The sequence below is a fragment of the Saccharibacillus brassicae genome (assembly GCF_006542275.1).
In the GTDB taxonomy this organism is placed as follows: domain Bacteria; phylum Bacillota; class Bacilli; order Paenibacillales; family Paenibacillaceae; genus Saccharibacillus; species Saccharibacillus brassicae.
The window spans coordinates 945,370-963,964 of record NZ_CP041217.1 but is presented as its reverse complement, the minus strand read 5'-3'; the positions used below and the strand labels follow the sequence as shown (position 1 = coordinate 963,964).

General features: G+C 58.4%; 15 protein-coding genes. 14 read left to right on the top strand and 1 reads right to left on the bottom strand.

What is annotated here, in order from left to right; genetic code table 11:
• Window positions 1-180 precede the first annotated feature (180 nt).
• The 9 genes from FFV09_RS03840 to FFV09_RS03800 all read left to right on the top strand — a co-directional run bounded on the left by FFV09_RS03840 (window position 181) and on the right by FFV09_RS03800 (window position 10,680).
• A complete protein-coding gene (locus FFV09_RS03840; protein ID WP_141446457.1) occupies window positions 181-1,497 on the top strand; it encodes an ArsB/NhaD family transporter in 1,317 nt (438 codons plus the stop codon).
• A 139-nt stretch (window positions 1,498-1,636) separates the two neighbouring features.
• Window positions 1,637-1,924 (top strand): post-transcriptional regulator, encoded by a 288-nt coding sequence (locus FFV09_RS03835; RefSeq protein ID WP_141446456.1) that lies wholly within the window; start codon window positions 1,637-1,639, stop codon window positions 1,922-1,924.
• 89 nt (window positions 1,925-2,013) lie between these two features.
• Entirely contained in the window at window positions 2,014-3,546 is a 1,533-nt protein-coding gene (secD, locus tag FFV09_RS03830; protein ID WP_141446455.1) for a protein translocase subunit SecD, read from the top strand.
• A gap of 61 nt (window positions 3,547-3,607) precedes the next feature.
• Window positions 3,608-4,465, top strand: a complete 858-nt coding sequence (gene secF / locus FFV09_RS03825) for a protein translocase subunit SecF (RefSeq protein WP_246098463.1) — start codon at window positions 3,608-3,610, stop codon at window positions 4,463-4,465.
• A gap of 119 nt (window positions 4,466-4,584) precedes the next feature.
• A complete protein-coding gene (locus FFV09_RS03820) occupies window positions 4,585-5,493 on the top strand; it encodes a cation diffusion facilitator family transporter (RefSeq protein ID WP_170314925.1) in 909 nt (302 codons plus the stop codon).
• A gap of 165 nt (window positions 5,494-5,658) precedes the next feature.
• Window positions 5,659-8,106 carry a single-stranded-DNA-specific exonuclease RecJ gene (gene recJ, locus FFV09_RS03815; protein ID WP_141446452.1) on the top strand — a complete coding sequence of 816 codons (2,448 nt, stop codon included), beginning with the start codon at window positions 5,659-5,661 and terminating at the stop codon, window positions 8,104-8,106.
• A 61-nt stretch (window positions 8,107-8,167) separates the two neighbouring features.
• The gene (locus FFV09_RS03810; protein WP_141446451.1) at window positions 8,168-8,680 is read left to right on the top strand and encodes an adenine phosphoribosyltransferase; all 513 of its coding nucleotides are present in this window, start codon (window positions 8,168-8,170) and stop codon (window positions 8,678-8,680) included.
• A gap of 285 nt (window positions 8,681-8,965) precedes the next feature.
• On the top strand, window positions 8,966-9,463 hold the full coding sequence (locus FFV09_RS03805; protein WP_141446450.1) for a cation:proton antiporter regulatory subunit: 498 nt from the start codon (window positions 8,966-8,968) through the stop codon (window positions 9,461-9,463).
• Window positions 9,463-10,680 (top strand): cation:proton antiporter, encoded by a 1,218-nt coding sequence (locus FFV09_RS03800; protein ID WP_141446449.1) that lies wholly within the window; start codon window positions 9,463-9,465, stop codon window positions 10,678-10,680. The genes FFV09_RS03805 and FFV09_RS03800 overlap by 1 nt, the downstream gene beginning before the upstream one ends.
• Before the next feature lie 254 nt (window positions 10,681-10,934).
• Here FFV09_RS03800 and uraA read toward each other — a convergent pair whose 3' ends face one another.
• The gene (uraA, locus tag FFV09_RS03795) at window positions 10,935-12,257 is read right to left on the bottom strand and encodes a uracil permease (protein WP_141446448.1); all 1,323 of its coding nucleotides are present in this window, start codon (window positions 12,255-12,257) and stop codon (window positions 10,935-10,937) included.
• A 405-nt stretch (window positions 12,258-12,662) separates the two neighbouring features.
• Here uraA and FFV09_RS03790 point away from each other — a divergent pair, with 405 nt between their 5' ends.
• The 5 genes from FFV09_RS03790 (at window position 12,663) to hisS (ending at window position 18,566) form a co-directional block, all read left to right on the top strand.
• Window positions 12,663-14,852 carry a RelA/SpoT family protein gene (locus FFV09_RS03790; RefSeq protein WP_141446447.1) on the top strand — a complete coding sequence of 730 codons (2,190 nt, stop codon included), beginning with the start codon at window positions 12,663-12,665 and terminating at the stop codon, window positions 14,850-14,852.
• Window positions 14,853-14,903: 51 nt separating this feature from the next.
• Complete coding sequence (gene dtd / locus FFV09_RS03785; RefSeq protein WP_141446446.1) at window positions 14,904-15,347, top strand: D-aminoacyl-tRNA deacylase; 444 nt, start codon at window positions 14,904-14,906, stop codon at window positions 15,345-15,347.
• Window positions 15,348-15,500: 153 nt separating this feature from the next.
• Window positions 15,501-16,010: a type 1 glutamine amidotransferase domain-containing protein gene (locus FFV09_RS03780; RefSeq protein WP_141446445.1), complete on the top strand. Its 510-nt coding sequence runs from the start codon at window positions 15,501-15,503 to the stop codon at window positions 16,008-16,010.
• 114 nt (window positions 16,011-16,124) lie between these two features.
• Window positions 16,125-16,586: a hypothetical protein gene (locus FFV09_RS03775; protein ID WP_141446444.1), complete on the top strand. Its 462-nt coding sequence runs from the start codon at window positions 16,125-16,127 to the stop codon at window positions 16,584-16,586.
• Between the two features lie 720 nt (window positions 16,587-17,306).
• Window positions 17,307-18,566, top strand: coding sequence for a histidine--tRNA ligase (gene hisS / locus FFV09_RS03770; protein WP_141446443.1), 1,260 nt, complete (start codon window positions 17,307-17,309; stop codon window positions 18,564-18,566).
• Window positions 18,567-18,595 lie beyond the last annotated feature (29 nt).

The following is an 18,595-nucleotide window of genomic DNA, read 5'->3' as shown; positions in this document are numbered from 1 at the left end:
TCCCCGCAGCTGCCGCCGAACGGATCACTCCGTTCTCCGGCAGTTTCTTTTTTTGAGAACCTTTAAATTGCCGGCCGGACCGAAACCTTCCCGCGCAGATACACTCTATATAGATAGCGGGACAAGATCGGGTCCGATCCAACCCGAGGCTCAAGGCAAAGCTCGAAAGGAAGTGAACGCATGATTTCCGCATTCGATACCGCATTTTGGCCGGTCTATACGGCGGCAGCCGTGTTCGCGATCGTCTATGTGCTGGTCGTAACGGAAAAGATAAACGGGAGTTTGGCGGCCGGTGTCGGCGCGCTTCTGCTGTTGGTCATGGGCATCGTCGACTGGAATGCCGCGCTGACGCATCATATTCTATGGAATGCCCTGCTGCTGCTTCTGGGCATGACCGTGACCGCAGCGGCGGCCGACCGCAGCGGAATCGTGCAGTTTGCGGCGCTCAAGCTGATCCGCTTGTGCCGCGGCAGCCTGCCGGCGATTCTGGCGGCGGTCACGCTGTCGGCCGCGGCTGCTTCCGCGCTGCTGGGCAGCGGTCCGGCCCTGCTGCTGCTCGCGCCGCTGATCCTGCGGCTCGGGCGCACGCTGCGGATCGGTCCGGTGCCGCTGCTGATCATGAGCGTGATCGCCTGCAATCTGGGCGGGATGACGACGCTTGTCGGCAGCGTGCCGAATATGATGATCGGTTCCGCCGCGGAGCTCGATACGCGGGCGTTCGCCGCGCACTTGTGGATCCCCGGGCTGTCGCTGCTGTTCGTGCATCTCGTGCTGCTGATGGTCATCTTTCGCCGGGAAATGCGCGGCGGAGCAAGCCGTAGAGCCGAGATTCAAGCGATGGAACCGTCGCTTGATGTGAGTGATCGTCCCCGGGCGCTGCTGTCGCTGGGCGTACTGATCCTGTTGGTCGCCGGACTGCTGGGGCAGGAGCATTTGCGCTTGAGCAGCGGAGCGATCGCCGTATACGCGGCCCTGCTCATGCTGCTCGTCAATGTGCGCTCCGCGGGCGAAGCCCGGCAGATCCGCGAACGGATGGATTTCAAAACGCCCGGCGTGCTGATCGGTTTCTACATATTGGCCGGCGGCCTGGTCGAGACGGGGATTACGGGCGAGATCGCGACGCGGCTATTGGAGCTGACGAACGAGAACAAATCGTTGACGGCGCTTGTGCTGTTCGCGGTGTCGGGTCTGCTGTCGGCCGTGCTCGACCCCGTTCCGCTGACGGCCGCGGCCATTCCGCTCGTGCAGACGATCGGGCTGCAAATGGAAGTGGTGCGGCCGTCCGATCTGAATCCGCTGTGGTGGGCGCTTGCGCTCGGCTGCGGCATCGGTTCGAGCGGTACGCTGGTCGGTTCGGTCGCGGGTGTACTGGCGGCGGGACTCGCGCAGAAAGAAGGATACCGCTTCTCCTATTTCTCCTACTTGGTCGTCGCGTTCCCGCTCACGCTGCTGGCGCTCGGGGCGGGAGGCTGGTATCTGTACGCTCATATCCTGTAAGGCCTGCGCTTCTTTTGCCCGTCTGCGGCAGGAAAGGGGAAGGTCGGCGTCGAAAGAAGCATAGACGCCGACCGCCCGAGTTCGGGCGCGGCAAGCGCGTATCCTGTTCGGCGAAAGACCGTACACAAGGAGGACATTCATGACAGACGAGCAGTTGAACCGGCAGGAGCCCCCGGCGGAAGAACTGACCGGAGAAGACTTGACGGAAGCCGTAATCGAGCTTTGCCGGCGCAAAGCCGACGAATTTCATTTCCTCGGATACGAACGGGCGACCTGGGAAGACGTGTGGCGCTGCGTCAATAAAAGGTATGCGGGCAAGGTCGATCCGCCGCTGCATCAGATCGTGAACGACATTCTGACGCTCCGTGTAGACGGGCTGATGAACCACCTAACGATGGCGGCGCTGAAAGAGGCTCCCTTTTCCTAAAGGAGAGTCTTTAATTTTGCTTCATTGACTCCATTTTCCGGCGTCGCTATAATGGGAATATTGAGAAAAAAGGGGGAACCAGAAACGGCATGAAGAGAATTGTCAGTTTCATTGTGATCGTGCTCGTCTCGATCGGGGTCATGGTCTGGAGTACGCCTAACCTGTTGAATTCGGTTCGACTGGGACTGGACTTAAAAGGCGGCTTCGAGATTCTGTACGAGGCGTCGCCAATGACGGGCGGAGCAGAAGTCACCCGAGAGTCCCTGACCGAAACGGCCAAGAGTCTTGAAAAACGCGTAGACGCCCTTGGGGGAAGCGAGCCCGAGATTACGACCGAAGGCACGAACCGGATCCGTCTCAGAATCGCCGGCGTCACGGACGAAATGGCCGTGAGGGAACGCATCAAAGAACCCGCCAACCTGACGTTCCGCAGTATGGGCAACGCTTCGGAGACCGGCGCGGCGGGTGACACCGGCGCGGCAGCCGAAGACGAAGCCGCTTTGGAAAAGACCGATCCCGCGGATGCGGCAGCCGGTACGGACAAAGCGGCTCCGGCCGAGGAAGACACGAAGACCGATGCCGCCGCAGGAACCGGTACGGACGAAACGACCGGTACCGACAAAGCGGCCGGCACGGACGAAACGACCGGTACCGACAAGGCAGCCGGTACGGACGAAGCGACGGGTACCGACAAAGCAGCCGGCACTGAGACCGACGCTGCGAAAGCCGATCCGTTCCAGGGGTACGACAAGATCGAGCTGACCGGCCAGGACTTCAAGCCGAACGGCGCTTCGGTCCAGTACACTTCGTTGAACGAACCGATGATTTCGATCGAACTCAACGACCCGGACAAGTTTGCGGAAGTGACCGGCAGATTGATCGGACAGCCTATGGCGATCTTCCTGGACGACGAACTGTTGTCGGCTCCGGTCGTGCGGGATCGCATCACCGGCGGAACGGCGCAAATCTCGGGTGATTATTCGCGCGAAGAAGCGCAGAACCTGCGTGATACGATCAACCTGGGCGCGCTGCCGCTGCAGCTGACCGAGAAATACTCCCAGAGCGTGGGAGCGACGCTCGGACAGATGTCGCTGGACCAGACGCTTCGGGCCGGCATCGTCGGTTCGATCATCATCTTGATCTTCATGATGTTCATGTACCGGATTCCGGGTCTGATTGCGGCATTCTGCCTGATCATTCATACATGGGGCACGATTCTGGTCTTTATCTGGGCCGATATTACGCTGACCCTCCCGGGCATCGCGGCCTTCATATTGGGGATCGGGATGGCAGTCGACGCCAACGTCATCACCTATGAACGGATCAAGGAAGAACTGCGCAGCGGAAAAAGCATTTTGTCGGCGTTCCGCGCCGGCAGCAAAAGTTCGTTCCGCACCGTCATGGATGCCCAGATTACAACCTTGATTGCAGGCGCCGTCATGTTCTGGCTCGGTACGGGATCGGTTCGGGGCTTCGCGCTCGTCCTGATGATCGATATCGTGACCAGCATCATTACGAACGTCTTCCTGTCCCGATTCCTGCTCTCTCTGCTCGTTAAGGCGAAATCCTTGAAGAAGCCGGGGTATTTCGGAGTGAAGGGGAGTGAAATTCGTGAGCTCTAAAAATCAATCGAACCATTCGAACTGGAATTTCAACTTTGTAAAAAAGAGCAAATTTTTCTATATGTTCTCTTTGATTGTGACGCTCGCCGGCATTATCAGTCTTTCGGTGTTCGGCTTGAACTACGGCGTCGATTTCCGTTCCGGCTCGAACGTGGATATTGCGGTATCCAAAGTCGTTAGCCAGGCAGAAGTCGAGAAAGTCGTCAGCGACGCCAAACTCGATGCGGAAGCGACCATTACCGCGGGCAGCGATCGCGTCAATATCCGTTTCCCGGAAGTGCTGACGGACGACCAGGTCAAATCTTTGCAATCCACATTCAACAGCCAGATCGATCCTAAAGCATCTTACGAAATCAACACGGTCGATACGGAAATGGCGAAGGAACTGGAGCGCAATGCGCTGCTGGCGATCGCCGTAGCCAGTATCGGCATCATGATTTACGTCACGATCCGTTTCGAGTGGCGCTTTGCCTTGTCGGCGATCGTGGCTCTGCTGCATGATGCTTTTCTCGTTATCAGCGTGTTCTCGATCCTGCGGCTTGAAGTCAACCTGACGTTCATCGTGGCGATCCTGACCATCATCGGTTTCTCGATCAACGATACGATCGTTATTTTTGACCGAATCCGGGAAAACCTGCGCTTTGCCAAAAAGCAGACGCGCGGCGATCTGGAAGAACTCGTCAACCGAAGCATTTCGCAGACGATGATCCGCTCGCTCGGTACCGTATTCACCGTCTTCATCGCGGCATTTGCCCTGCTCGTCATGGGCAGCGAGTCGATTCGCATGTTCTCGCTGGCGATGGTCATCGGCCTGCTGTTCGGTACGTATTCTTCGATCTTTATCGCAAGCCCGCTGTGGCTGGCGCTCAGAAGCAAGAAGAAGCCGTCCGCGGCCGCTCCATCCAAAGCGACGAACTAAGATTGTTACGGCAGTGCCGTAAAGCCGCGTCCCGTATTCGAGGCGCGGCTTTTCTTGTGTAACAGGCTCCGCACAGATCGGCGCGGCTGTGTCCGATTCAATACGAGAGGGGAATGCTTATGGCGGTCCGTCAACAACGCGGCGGGAAAGCTTCAGGTTGGACCGATGCCTGCATACTGGGTGCCGCGGCACTGATCAAAGGCATCGGGGGATGGATGGGAGGAAGCCCGGCGCTGCTGGCCGACGCGCTGAACTCCGCTTCCGACGCCGTGCGCAGCCCGCGCGGAGGAAAAGGCTTGTCGGTGCCGGTCGTGCGCATCCTGTTCGCCGCGCTGATTCTGGTCGGGGCGATCGAAGTATCGATTTCGGGCTTCGACGATCTGGCGGCCAGTGTACCGCAGTCACCCGGCGCGCGTGCGTTTGCCGCCTTTTTCGTCGCGGTGATCATCGGGCAGGGCCTATTCGTGCATCGCTATCGACGTCTCGCGGCCCAGGACCGTCCGGCGGCCCGCCGCTTCGCGGCCGAACACCGCTTTTCCCTGTACGCTTCGATGGTCGTGGCCGCGGGCATGGCGCTGTCGATCACGGGCAGCCTGTACGACAGGCCGCAGCTGATGTACGCGGATTCGGCGGCTTCGATTGCGGTCGCGTTCGTGGCGATCGTCAAAGCGCTTCGCCTGATGCTGCGGGTGCTGGAACAATCGCCGGCCGCGGTCAAAAAGGTCGAAGAAAATCCGAAGCCTTTTGTGGAAACGGTCCAGCGCGTTCGCGGCGTAATCGAAGTGCGCGAACTGACAGCGGTCCGGTCGCTGGAAACGGTCCGCATCGAGCTGGTGCTGAGCGTCAATCCGCGCATGACGGTCAAGGAAGCGGAAGAGATCGCCCAGCGGTCCCGCGATCTGCTCATGCACCGCTTCGTGCAGGTAATCGAAGTCGATGTGCGGGTCGAACCGTATCATACGGGTTATCCGTACAAGTCGAACGAAGAACTGCTCAGCAGCGGCGAAGAACCGACGATCGTGCAATGAATATTCAGCATCTATTCGAACGCGGAGCAATCCGCGTTTGTTCGATTTGAAGCCCGAACTGAATTCTGATTGAAGCCCGAACTGAAGTATGAACTGAAGCCCGAAGCCGGTCGGGGCTCTAACGCTATCGATATCTATTCAAAAAAAGAAAAGGCAGGTGAGCTTGTGCTGCATTCGCAATATCAATGGAAAATCGCAAGTCCGGAGCGCGAGGCGGTAAAGCGTCTCGGCGAAGAACTGAACCTGTCCCCGCTGCTGTCGTCGCTGCTCGCGAACCGGGGGTACACGGAGCCGGCATCGGCGGCCGAGTTCCTGGACGGAGACGAAGACTTGTCCGGGCTGCACGATCCGTATCTGCTGCACGGCATGCAGGCGGCGGTGCAGCGTATACGCGCCGCCCTGGACGGCGAAGAACGGATCTGGATCTACGGCGACTACGACGCCGACGGGGTGTCGAGCACCGCGCTCATGATCCGGCTGATGAAGCGGCTCGGCGCCGACTTCGGAACGTATATCCCGCATCGTTCCAAAGAAGGATACGGCCTGCACCGCCATGCGATCGACGAAGCGGCGGCCGAAGGCGTCAAGCTGATCGTGACCGTCGATACGGGGATCAGCGCCGTCGATCAGATCGCTTACGCGGCGGAGCTCGGCATCGACGTCGTCGTGACCGACCACCACGAACCGCCGGCCGTGCTGCCGCAGGCATTCGCCCTCGTCAATCCGAAGCTGCCGCTGTGCGAATATCCGTACAAAGGCCTGGCCGGAGTCGGGGTCGCGTTCAAGCTGGCCCATGCGCTTCTGGGAGAGGCGCCGGAGGAATGGATGGACCTGACGGCGATCGGCACGGTCGCGGATCTGATGCCGCTGACCGGCGAGAACCGGCTGCTCGTCTCGCGGGGCATCGAAGCGATGCGGCGAAATCCGTCGCCGGGCGTGGAAGCGCTGCTGGCTGTTGCCGGCAGCGCGCCGGACCAGCTGACTTCGGTCGGCATCGCGTTTGCGATCGCGCCGCGCATCAACGCGAGCGGCCGGCTGGATCACGCCAACCGCGCGGTCGACCTGCTCATTACCGAAGAGCGCGACCGGGCGGAACATCTGTCGTCCGTGCTGGATCTGCTTAACAAAGAGCGGCAGAAAAACGTCGAAGACATCGTCGGCGAAGCGGTCGTCCTGCTGGAGAAGAAAATCGCGGACGCGGGCGAGGTGCCGAACGTGATCGTGCTGGCGGGCGAAGGCTGGAACGTCGGCGTCGTCGGCATTGTAGCTTCCAAAATTCTCGAACGGTATTACCGTCCGACGATCATTCTCGGGATCGACGCGGACAAAGGAACGTGCAAAGGCTCCGCGCGTTCGATCGCCGGCTTCGACATCTACGAAGCGCTGCTGTCGGTTGAAGAGACGATGGACCATTTCGGCGGCCATCCCGCGGCGGCGGGCATGAGCCTGGGCAGCGGCCGGATCGGCGAGTTCGAAGCCGGGCTGAACGCTTACGCGGCGAACGTGCTGAAGCCGGAACATCTGGTGCCGGTCATCGAAGCGGAGACGGAGTGCTCGCTGGCCGATATTCCGCTGCCGGTCATCGAAGAACTGGACCGGATGGCTCCGTTTGGCATGAGCAACCCGACTCCCCAGCTCGTATTCCGGGGCGTCAAAGTGCAGCGCGTGCTGACGATGGGCAAGACGAACACGCATCTCAAACTCGTGGTCGAGCAGGACGGCTGCGTCGTCGAAGCGGTCGCCTTCGGCAAAGGTGCCCTGGCCGAGTACGTGGTCGAAGGCGACCGGCTCGATCTGCTGGCCGAACCGGGGATCAACGAATGGCGCGGCAGCCGCAAGCCGCAGCTGATGGTGCGCGATCTTGCGCTTCCGGCGTTCCAGGTATTCGATCGCCGCTCGGCGACGGCGTCGGCGGAAGACGTCGAACGCTTCCGCAAAAAAGCCGAATCCGTGCTTGCCTGCGGGCCGGATCAGATCGCGGCAGCCGTTCGGCCGGAGACGCTAAAAGTTTCGCATAAGACTCTGGCGCAACTGCCGGTTTGGCTGTATGATAAATATTCCGGGATTGAAGAAACGGAAAGCGGCCATGCGGAAGCGGACCCGGCCAAGACGCGCACGCTGTTCGTTCTGGATCTGCCGGACACGGCGGAACCGTTCGAACGGATGCTGGCGCAATTCCCAGCTCTGGAAAACATCGTGTTGATGTATCCGGCAGGCGGCCCTTCGGCCGAACGCCTGAGTGACCCGAGCCGGGAGCGGATCAAGACCATCTACGTCGAGCTGCGCAAAGCCGCGGCCGAGCCCGTGGACGGTCGGCAGTTGGTCCAGCGGCTGTGCCGGACGTCCGGCTGTTCGCCGCGCATGATTCGCATGACGCTGGACGTCTTCGAAGAACTGCGGTTCATCGTCCGGGCCGAAGGTTCCGTGACCGCGAATCCGAGCCCGCCCAAGGCGGCGCTCGATTCGGCCGCGGCCTATCGCACGCTGCAGGAAGCCGAAGCGCTGGAACGCCGGCTGCTCGGTCCGGGCGAGGACATCGGCATCTGGCTTGCGCAGCGGATGCAGGCGGTCCGTGCCGCAAATCCGGACGCGGCTTTATCTTTTTCGGTGTAAGAGGGCGGAAGCCGTTCTTTCGCCGTCCCATCCGGGAAACCAGACTTAGGAGGAGATTGATTTGGATTTTAACGAACATATTCGCGTGATTCCCGATTTTCCGAAACCGGGCATCAGCTTTAAAGACATCACGACCCTGCTCGGCAACGGACCGGCGTATCGCGAGGCGATCGACGCTCTGAAGAAACAGGTCGAACATCTGCAAATCGACCTGATCGCCGGACCGGAAGCACGCGGATTCGTCGTCGGCGCGCCGCTGGCTTACGCGCTCGGCGTCGGCTTCGTGCCGATTCGCAAAGTCGGCAAACTGCCTTACCAGACCGTTGAAATCGAATACGATCTCGAATACGGCAAAGACACGCTCGCTATGCATATCGACGCTGTCAAAGAAGGGCAAAACGTTCTGATCGCGGACGATCTGCTCGCGACCGGCGGCACGATCGCCACGTCCGTCAGCCTCGTTCGCCAGCTCGGCGGCAACGTTGTCGGCGCGGCTTTCCTGATCGAACTGGAAGAGCTGAACGGCCGCGGCCGCCTGGAAGACGTCGAAGTGTTCAACCTGATCAAAGGCTGATAAGCGTCCGCAAGCCGGCTCGATGTCGTTCCGATTTTATTAAATAAGAGCTTAAAGACCCGTTATTTGACATCCTGCGCAGCAAGCGGGAGCAAATGACGGGTTTTGTTTATGTTTAGTGCTTTTTAAGCCCAAAAGAACAAAAAACGAAAATAAATCGCCTTTTTTTGAAACCTTTTCGATTGCGGGCCGTAGAGTAGGGGGAGACTCGGAAAAAGAGCCTCTTTTCGTTTTGGGCGGTTCTTTTTACCCGGTCCGCATTTTACAGGTTAAGGAGGGGATACCATGTCCGTCATTAGAGAAACCGACCTTCCGGGAATCGGGCGTAAATTCCTGATCGACACCGAAGAAGGCGACCGCTTCATCGTGATTTTGCATGAAGACGGCAAGCGCGAACTGTTCTGTCCGTCGCCGGAGGATCCGGAGGAGTTGATGAGCGTCATGACGCTGACCGACACCGAAGCCCGCCAGTTGGGCGGCATCGTGGGCGGTATGAACTACCAGCCGACAGCGCTCGAGAAAGTCGAGCATACGCTGGACCAGCTGTCGATCGAATGGTACAAGCTCAAAAAAGGCATGAAAGCGATCGGGCGTTCGATCGGCGATTTGAAGATCCGGGAAAATACCGGAACGATCGTGATCGCGGCTATCGAAACGTCGCACAAGCAGACCGTAAGTCCGGGACCGGAATACGTGCTGGCCGAAGGCATGACGCTCGTCGTGGCCGGAGAACGCCAAAACATTCAGACGTTGAAAAGGATGCTGGAAGCAGGTGAGGCGTAATGGACCATATGGTATTCGAAGTCGGGATCGCGGTACTGCTTATCGCGCTCGCCGGGTTCCTGTCCGTTAAGCTCCGCTTCTCCGTCGTTCCGTTCTACATTCTCGCCGGCATGGCCGTCGGGCCGCATGCGCCGCATTTCGGGTTGATCGACCTGCGCTTTATCGAAAGCGCGGAGCTGATCAACTTCATGGGCCGGCTCGGCGTCATCTTCCTGCTGTTCTATCTGGGACTCGAATTTTCGGTCGGACGCCTGGCCAAAGCCGGCAAGTCGATCGCAATCGGCGGTTCCATTTATATCGGCATCAATTTCACGCTCGGACTGCTGTACGGCTTTATCTGCGGTTTTCCGATTCTCGAAACGCTCGTTATCGCGGGGGTTACGACCATTTCGTCCAGCGCCATCGTGGCCAAGGTTCTCGTCGACCTGAGACGGACGGCCAACCCGGAGACGGAAATGATTCTGGGCATCATCATGTTCGAGGACGTGTTCCTCGCCGTGTACCTGTCCATCTTGTCCGGTCTTCTGCTCAGCGGAGCGACCACGCTCGGCGGCATCCTGCTGTCCGCGGGCATCGCGCTCGGATACATGCTGCTCGTGCTGGTCGTCGGCAGACTGCTCGTGCCGGTGCTGAACAAACTGCTCGGCATTTCTTCGAACGAAGTCTTTTTGACGACGGTGTTCGCGATGCTGTTCCTCGTAGCCGGCTTCTCCGAAACGATCCACGTGGCGGAAGCGATCGGCGCCCTGCTCGTCGGCCTCGTATTGGCGGAGACGAAGCATATGCACCGGATCGAAAAAGCGATTCTGCCGTTCCGCGATTTCTTCGGCGCTTTGTTCTTCTTCAGCTTCGGCTTGACGATCGATCCGCTCAGCCTCAAAGGCAGCGCGGTATGGCTTGCGATCGGCGCGGTCATTCTGACGATCATCGGCAACTACACGGCGGGCATGCTGGCTGGGCGCACGGGCAATTTGTCGCCCAAAGCTTCGTCCAACGTCGGCTTAACGATCGTATCGCGCGGCGAATTTTCCATTATCATGGCGAATCTGGGCGCGGCCGGCGGATTGATGGCGATTCTTCAGCCTTTCGCGGCGATTTACGTTTTGATCCTGGCCGTACTCGGACCTTTCCTGACCAAGGAATCGGCGATGGTGCACAAGTTCGTCACGAAGATCATTCCGATGAAATCGAAGCCCGGCGGAGACAAGCTTCAGTAGAGGCAGACTGCAATAAAGACAAGCTTCAATAAAGGGAGGTTCGAATCGGAAGTTTGGCAAAAAGCGCTTAGGGCAGGTAAGGCCCAGCGTCACATGAATTATTTTCCTATAACATGGAGCGGCAGCGATTCTTCTCCACAACTCCGTATCATGGGAAAATAACTCGTGCAGCCTACACAAAAAAGGCCGTGTTCTCCTTCCTCGGAAGGGGCGCACGGCCTTTTTTCTTTTTTTACCCGACTTGCAGCGTTCGATTACAGATCCGGCGTTTTCGTTTCCGTCGAAGGCTCTTCTTTTTCGTTGGAAAGTCCGACCAGCACGATCAAGCGGAACACGACGTTCACGACGATGCCGACGATCGTCGCAAGCGCCATGCCCTTGAGCGAGACGCTGCCGATCGTAAGGGTGATGCCGCTGAGTCCGACGCCCAGAATGAGCGCGGCGAGCAGCATGTTGACCGATTTGGAGAAATCGACTTTTTGCTCGACCAGAATGCGCAGGCCCGATACGGCGATGACGCCGAACAGCAGCAGCGACACGCCGCCCATAACCGGTCCCGGGATGTTGGCGATTGCTGAGGAGAACGTGCCGGAGAACGACAGCAAGATGGCGATAACGGCCGCTCCGCCTACGACGAACACGGAGTAGACGCGCGTGAGTGCCATGACGCCGATATTCTCGCCGTACGTCGTGTTCGGCGTCGAGCCGACGAAGCCCGACAGGACGGTCGAGATGCCGTTGCCCAGCAGCGAACGGTGCAGGCCGGGATCTTTGGACAGGTCTTTGCCGACGATGTTGCTCGTGACCAGCAGGTGGCCGACATGCTCGACAATGACGACGAGCGCGGCCGGCAGAATGGTCAGGATCGCCGCAACGTCCCAACTCGGCGTCGTGAAGTCCGGCCAGGAGAGGAAGTCGGCCTGGGCCACGGCCGCCGTATTCACTTCGCCCATGAGGTAAGCGACGATATAGCCGACCGCGATACCGATCAGGATATGGATGATTTTCGGGAAGCCGCGGAACAGCACGGCTCCGAGCACGGTGACGCTCAGCGTGATGATCGAGATCCAGATCGCGTTGGCGTTGTAGGCGACGGCTCCGGTGACGGCGTCCTTCGTGCCGAGCAGGCCGGCCAGGTCCGCCGCGACCGGCAGCAGTTCAAGGCCGATCAGGGCGACGACGCAGCCCATGACGACGGGCGGGAACAGGAAGTCGATCCAGGCCGTGCCGGCGACTTTGACGAGCAGGGCGACGAGCACGAAGACGATCCCGATTACGATGAAGGCGCCCAGCGCTTTGGAGTAATTGTCCATGTGGTCGCCGGACCAGGCCAGCACGACGCCGACCGGGCCGAGAAACGCGAAGCTCGAACCGAGGTAAGCCGGAATCTTGCCTTTGCAGATCAGGATGTAGAGCAGGGTGCCGATCCCGTTCATCAGCAGGATGACGCTCGGGTCCACGCCGAACAGGTTCGGGACGAGGACGGTACTGCCGAACATGGCGAACAGATGCTGCAAACTGAGCAGCAGGCCCGGACCGAAGCCCGGCCTTTCGTTGACTTGAATTTCACGCTGCAAAGACGCTCACTCCTTAGGGCATAGGTTGGAGCCGCTCCGGTCGATCGGAGAGCGGCTCAAGGCGGATGAGAAAAACGGGTAACAATCCGGCATAAAGCGTAAGCCGAAGCGGCAAAATCCGTACGCGCTTGATCATCTTAACTAGATTATAGAGGTTTTTGTTTTTTTTCAATAACATTTTCGCCAAAATACGCAATAACTTTCGGGTTTAGCACATTTCCCGTCAAAAAGCCCGTCCCGTCCCGCAGCGATGAGCTTTTGGTGAAGAAAGCAACAATTTCCGTGCACGCATTGACGGCGATACACCTAAAAGGCATAATGAAAGGAAAACCCTATCGATACGCCTGAATGCGAATTCCGCAAGCAGGCTTCATTTTCTTATAGAAAGGAATCGGAAAGGACTCAATGGGCATTGAACGATTACTTGAAAAGGCGTCCGTTTATATCCGTGAATCGGACCTCCCCCGCATTCGGGAAGCCTACGAATTCGCCGATCAGGCCCATTCCGGGCAGGTCCGAAAATCCGGCGAGCCGTATATTCTGCACCCGCTGGCGGTTGCAGATATTGTCGTGGGCATGCAGATGGACACCACGTCTATCGAAGCGGCCCTCCTGCACGACGTAGTCGAAGATACGACCGTATCGCTCGACGAGATCCGCGAGCACTTCGGCGAGACGTGCGCCATGCTCGTCGACGGATTGACCAAGCTCGAACGAATCAAATTCCGATCCAAGGAAGAACAGCAGAACGAAAATTACCGCAAGATGTTTATCGCCATGGCGCAGGATATTCGCGTCATCGTGATCAAGCTGGCCGACCGGCTGCACAATATGCGCACGCTCAAGCACCAGTCGGAAGAAGGACAGCGGCGGATCGCCTACGAGACGCTGGAAATTTTCTGTCCCGTCGCCGACCGGCTCGGTATTTCGGCGATCAAATGGGAGATGGAAGATATCGCGCTGCGGTACCTGAATCCCCAGCAGTATTACCGGATCGCCAACCTGATGCACAAAAAGCGCGCCGAGCGCGAGCAGTTCATCTCCGACGTCATCGGACGGATCAACGAAAAGTTGGACGAAATGGGCGTGGAAGCCGATCTGTCGGGACGCCCGAAGCATATTTATAGCGTATACAAAAAAATGACGAGCAAAAACAAGCAGTTCAACGAAATTTACGATCTGCTGGCGATCCGCGTGCTCGTCGACAACGTCAAAGACTGTTACGCCACGCTCGGCATCATCCATACGCTGTGGAAGCCGATGCCCGGACGGTTCAAAGATTATATCGCCATGCCTAAAGCGAACATGTATCAATCGCTGCATACGACGGTCGTCGGCCCGAACGGGGAACCGACCGAAGTGCAGATCCGCACCTGGGACATGCACCGCACGGCGGAATTCGGCATCGCGGCCCACTGGGCCTACAAAGAAGGCACGACGGCGACAGGCGGCGGGATCGAGAACAAAATGCCGTTTTTCAAAGAAATCATCGAGCTGCAAAACGAAGCCAAAGACGCGTCGGAATTTGTCGAATCGCTCAAGATGGATTTCTTCTCCGATCTCGTCTTCGTGTTCACGCCCAAAGGACAGGTCATCGAGCTTCCGACCGGTTCGGGACCGCTCGATTTCGCTTACCGCATCCATACGGAAATCGGCAACCGGACGATCGGCTCCAAAGTGAACGGGCGGATCGTCCCGCTCGACCACAAACTCAAAACCGGCGATATCGTGGAGATTTTGACATCCAAACATTCGTACGGACCGAGTCAGGATTGGGTCAAAATCGCTCAATCCTCGCATGCGCGCAGTAAAATTAAACAGTGGTTTAAAAAAGAACGGCGCGAAGAAAATGTCGAAAAAGGCCGGGACGGTCTGGAGCGCGAGATCAAAAAGCTCGGGCTCGAAGTCTCGGAATGGCTGACCGACGACAAGCTGCTTGAAGTGGCCAACAAATTCGCGTTCAACGATACCGACGACATGCTGTCCGCGATCGGCTTCAACGGCATCACCGCTTCGCAGGTCATCACCCGACTGACGGAAAAATGGCGCCGCGAGCAGGAAGAAAGCAGCAACCATCTGGAATTGACCAACGAGGTGCGCGAAGTCAAAGCGGCCCCGGCGGACAAAGAGAAGAAGCGTCCGACCAACGGCGTCAAAGTCAAAGGTGCAAGCAATCTGCTCGTTCGCTTCGCGCGCTGCTGCAATCCGGTGCCGGGCGACGACATCGTCGGCTATATTACCCGCGGGCGCGGCGTGTCTGTCCACCGCTCCGACTGTACGAACATTCCGGGCGCGAACGACGGCCAGGAAGCGGCGCGCGTCATCGAAGTCGAATGGGAAGACGCGGTGGAATCGAACTTCAGCGTCGATATCGAGATTACGGGACTCGACCGCCGCGATTTCCTGAACGAAGTGCTGCAGGCCGTGTCGGAAAGCAAAACGAATATGACCGCCGTCTCGGGACGCGCGGACAAAAACAAAATGGCGCTGGTGCATATTACGATTCTGATCCGCAACACCGAGCATCTGCAATCGGTCGTGGAACGGATCAAGCGTGTGCGCGACGTGTACACGGTTCACCGGATCATGCAATAAACGGGCGGCGGCCTTCAGGCCGCGCCCGGTGAAGAAGGAGTTCGAGCTTCCATGAGACTCGTGATTCAACGCTGCAAACGGGCGTCCGTCGAAGTCGACGGGCAGGTCGTCGGCCGGATCGACGCGGGCTTGACGGTGCTCGTGGGCGTGACGGGCGACGATACGGAAAAAGACGCGCAGTACCTGGCCGACAAAACGGCCGGGCTGCGCATTTTCGAAGACGGGGACGGCCGGATGAACTACAGCGTCCAGGATATCGGCGGAGCGGTGTTGTCGGTGTCCCAGTTCACGCTGTACGGCGACTGCCGCAAAGGCCGGCGTCCCAACTTCATGGCCGCCGCGCGCCCGGAACCGGCGTTGGCGCTCTACGAAGCGTTCAACGAAGCGCTGCGGGCCAAAGGACTGACGGTCGAGACCGGCACGTTCGGCGCCATGATGGACGTCTCGCTCGTCAACTGGGGACCGGTCACGTTGATCGTCGACAGCCGCGATTGATCGCCTCAACATTGCAAGCCGCTTCGGCCGCCTTCACGGGCAGCCGGGGCGGCTTTTCTTTTTCGGCGTTTGTTTTGAATTCCAAGTCGGCAGGGTAATAAGAAAGCGAGAACAGCTTACATCACGGAGGATAGAGAGGAGTTCTGAACCGATATGAGTAAAGTCGCATTTTTGCTAGCCAACGAATTCGAAGATTCCGAAATGCAGGTTCCGTACGACGAGTTGAAAAAAGCCGGTCATACGGCGGATATCATCGGACTCCAGGCCGGAGAAACGGTCAAAGGCAAACTGGGAAAAGCCGAATATACGACGGACAAGGCGATCTCCGAAGCGAAAGCGTCGGACTACGACGCCGTCGTCATTCCGGGCGGTTCCTCGCCGGAGAATCTGCGCCTCGATCCGCATGTGCTCCAATTCGTCAAAGACGTGAACGCAGCGAAGAAGCCGATCGCGTCGATCTGCCACGGCCCGCAAATTTTGGCCAGCGCCGATCTGCTGCAAGGCCGCACGATCACTTCGTATCCGCCTCTGCAGGACGATATGGTCAATGCCGGCGCACAGTTCAAAGACGAAGAGGTCGTGGTGGACGGGAACTTCATTACGTCCCGCACACCGGATGACGAACCGGCCTTCGTACGCGAAATCCTGAAAGTGCTGTCCTGAAGGTTCGGTAAAGCCGGCTCTGCCGGTTTTGCTTCCTCATAGACTCCCAAGAATCCGACCCGACGGAACCACCGATCGTTTTGACGAATGCCCATTCCAAAGGAGGGAATTACAATGTCCAAACATATCCAAGCTTATTTCAAAACCGAAAGCGAAGCGGAAGGCGCAAGAATGAGTCTGATGACGTTCACCACCGAGCAGCTCGAAGTCGGAGAACTGCAGGGCGGCGTCGGATACGGCGGAAATAACGGCGGCACCGGACGCGTCGTCGTTCCATTGGTTCCATTGTCCGGCACGACGAACGCGGGCTTCAACGGCGGCGCAGTCGGTTCCGGCAGCGCGGGCAGCATGATCGGCGATCAGGCCGTTCCGGTTCCGGCCCACAGCGAGTCGGGCGATATCGGCGGTCAGCCGATCGACAAAAAGGACGTTGACGAAGACAATTATGATGACGCTTCCGACAAGGATCTGCGCGATTTGTCTTACACGCTTTCCGTCAAAGTCAAAGACGAAGACTACAAAGACGTCGTACGCAAGCTGCGCAACAACAACGGCTACGTGCACGTATACGATTGATCCGAGCTTCGCGGGCAAGTTGTCATACAACCGTAATGTACGGTTCATCTTTCCTTAACAAGAAGCGGTTATATTAAACGTATGACCCCCTTAGATATATTTGGAAGGCCCCAGGCATCTGCCTGAGGGCCCTTTTTTTGCGCACAGATTCACCAAGTAAGCGCAACCATGTGCAGGGAACCGATTTTGCGCAGACCAAACGGTTGACTTTAATCATGTACTTGATTACAATCATAAAATATAACAAGCGCAGTAAGTATTTTCTGGCCGGTCCGGCAGGAAGCTTGCGGCGAATATCAGGATTCGATGACGGGAAAAAGTAGTCCGATCCCAAGGCGCACAAGAGAGGAATTCCATGGCTGGAAGAATTCCGCGCGGCGGCCGGACCAAAGACCTCCCCGAGAACGCACGGCGAACGACGGAAAAAGCGGCGGATTTCGTATCCGGCTTCGCTTTTTGGAGTTCAAGTAGCCGATGCGCGAGATCAGGCGGGCGTTAACCGTCTTCAATGAAGCGGGTTGTGACTGTAAGGGATGCGGGGAATATCCGGCATGCCAAGCAGAAGACCCGAAATGTGGGTGGCACCACGGGAGATTCGTTTATACGGTCCCTCGTCCCTGTACTATGCGTAAGATAGCGGCATAGACGGCGGACGTGGGGCTTTTTGGTATGTTATAAAAAGAACCCGGACGCGCAGGCCGGAAAGGAAGGGAAAACAACATGGATTTTCAAAAGCCAAAAGGCACGCTCGATTTTCTGCCGGGTACGGTAGAAAAATGGCAGTACGTGGAGAATAAAGCCCGCGACTTGTCCAGACGTTTCAACTATCGCGAAATTCGCACGCCGATCTTCGAATACACGCAGCTGTTCCAGCGCGGCGTAGGCGAGACGACGGATATTGTGCAAAAAGAAATGTTCTCGTTCCAGGATATGGGAGGGCGCGGCATGACGCTGCGGCCGGAAGGTACGGCAGGCGTCGTGCGGGCCTACGTGGAGAACAAAATCTACGGCGAGCCCGACGTATCCAAGCTGTTCTACATCGGCCCGATGTTCCGCCAGGAACGGCCGCAGGCGGGACGCTACCGCCAGTTCCACCAATTCGGCATCGAAGCGATCGGCTCGGTCGATCCCGCGATCGACGCCGAAGTCATCGCGTTCGGCATGCAGTTCTTCGAAGACATCGGCCTCAAAGGCACGAGCGTCGAGATCAACTCGGTCGGCAACGCGGCGTCGCGCGCCGAGTATAACGAACGGCTGCTGGCGTTCCTCAATCCGATGCGCGATACGCTGTGCAAAGACTGCCAGAGCCGGATCGACCGCAATCCGCTGCGAGTGCTCGACTGCAAAGTCGATCAGGACAAGTTCACGGACGCGCCGTCGATCCTCGACAGCCTGGACGAAGAAAGCCGCGTGCACTTCGAAGCCGTGCAAAGCCATCTGGCGGCGATGGGCGTTCCGTACAAAATCAATCAGCGCCTCGTACGCGGACTCGATTATTACACGCTGACGGCGTTCGAGTTCAAAACGGAAAGCGGCATCGGCGCGATCGATACGATCGGCGGCGGCGGACGCTACAACAAGCTGGTCGCCGAAGTCGGCGGACCGGACCAGCCGGGCATCGGCATGGCGATCGGCATGGAACGCCTGCAGCTGCTGCTGGCGGACCAGCAGACGGAGATCGAAGCCGAACCGCCGCTGGACATTTACCTGATCGCCCTTGGCGACAAAGCCAATGCGGAGATCACGAAGCAGCTGCACAAGCTGCGCCGCCTCGGCTTCTCGGCCGAGCGGGATTACCAGGGCCGCAAGATGAAAGCCCAGATGAAGTCGGCCGACCGGCTGCAGGCGCGCTACACGGCGATCCTCGGCGACGACGAACTGGAACGCGGCGAGATTGCCGTCAAATCGATGGAGACGCGCGAGCAGGTCACGGTGCCGCTCGGCGAGCTGGAATCGGTGTTGAAATCGCGTACGACCTAGAATCACCCACACCCGGACAACGCCGGCTC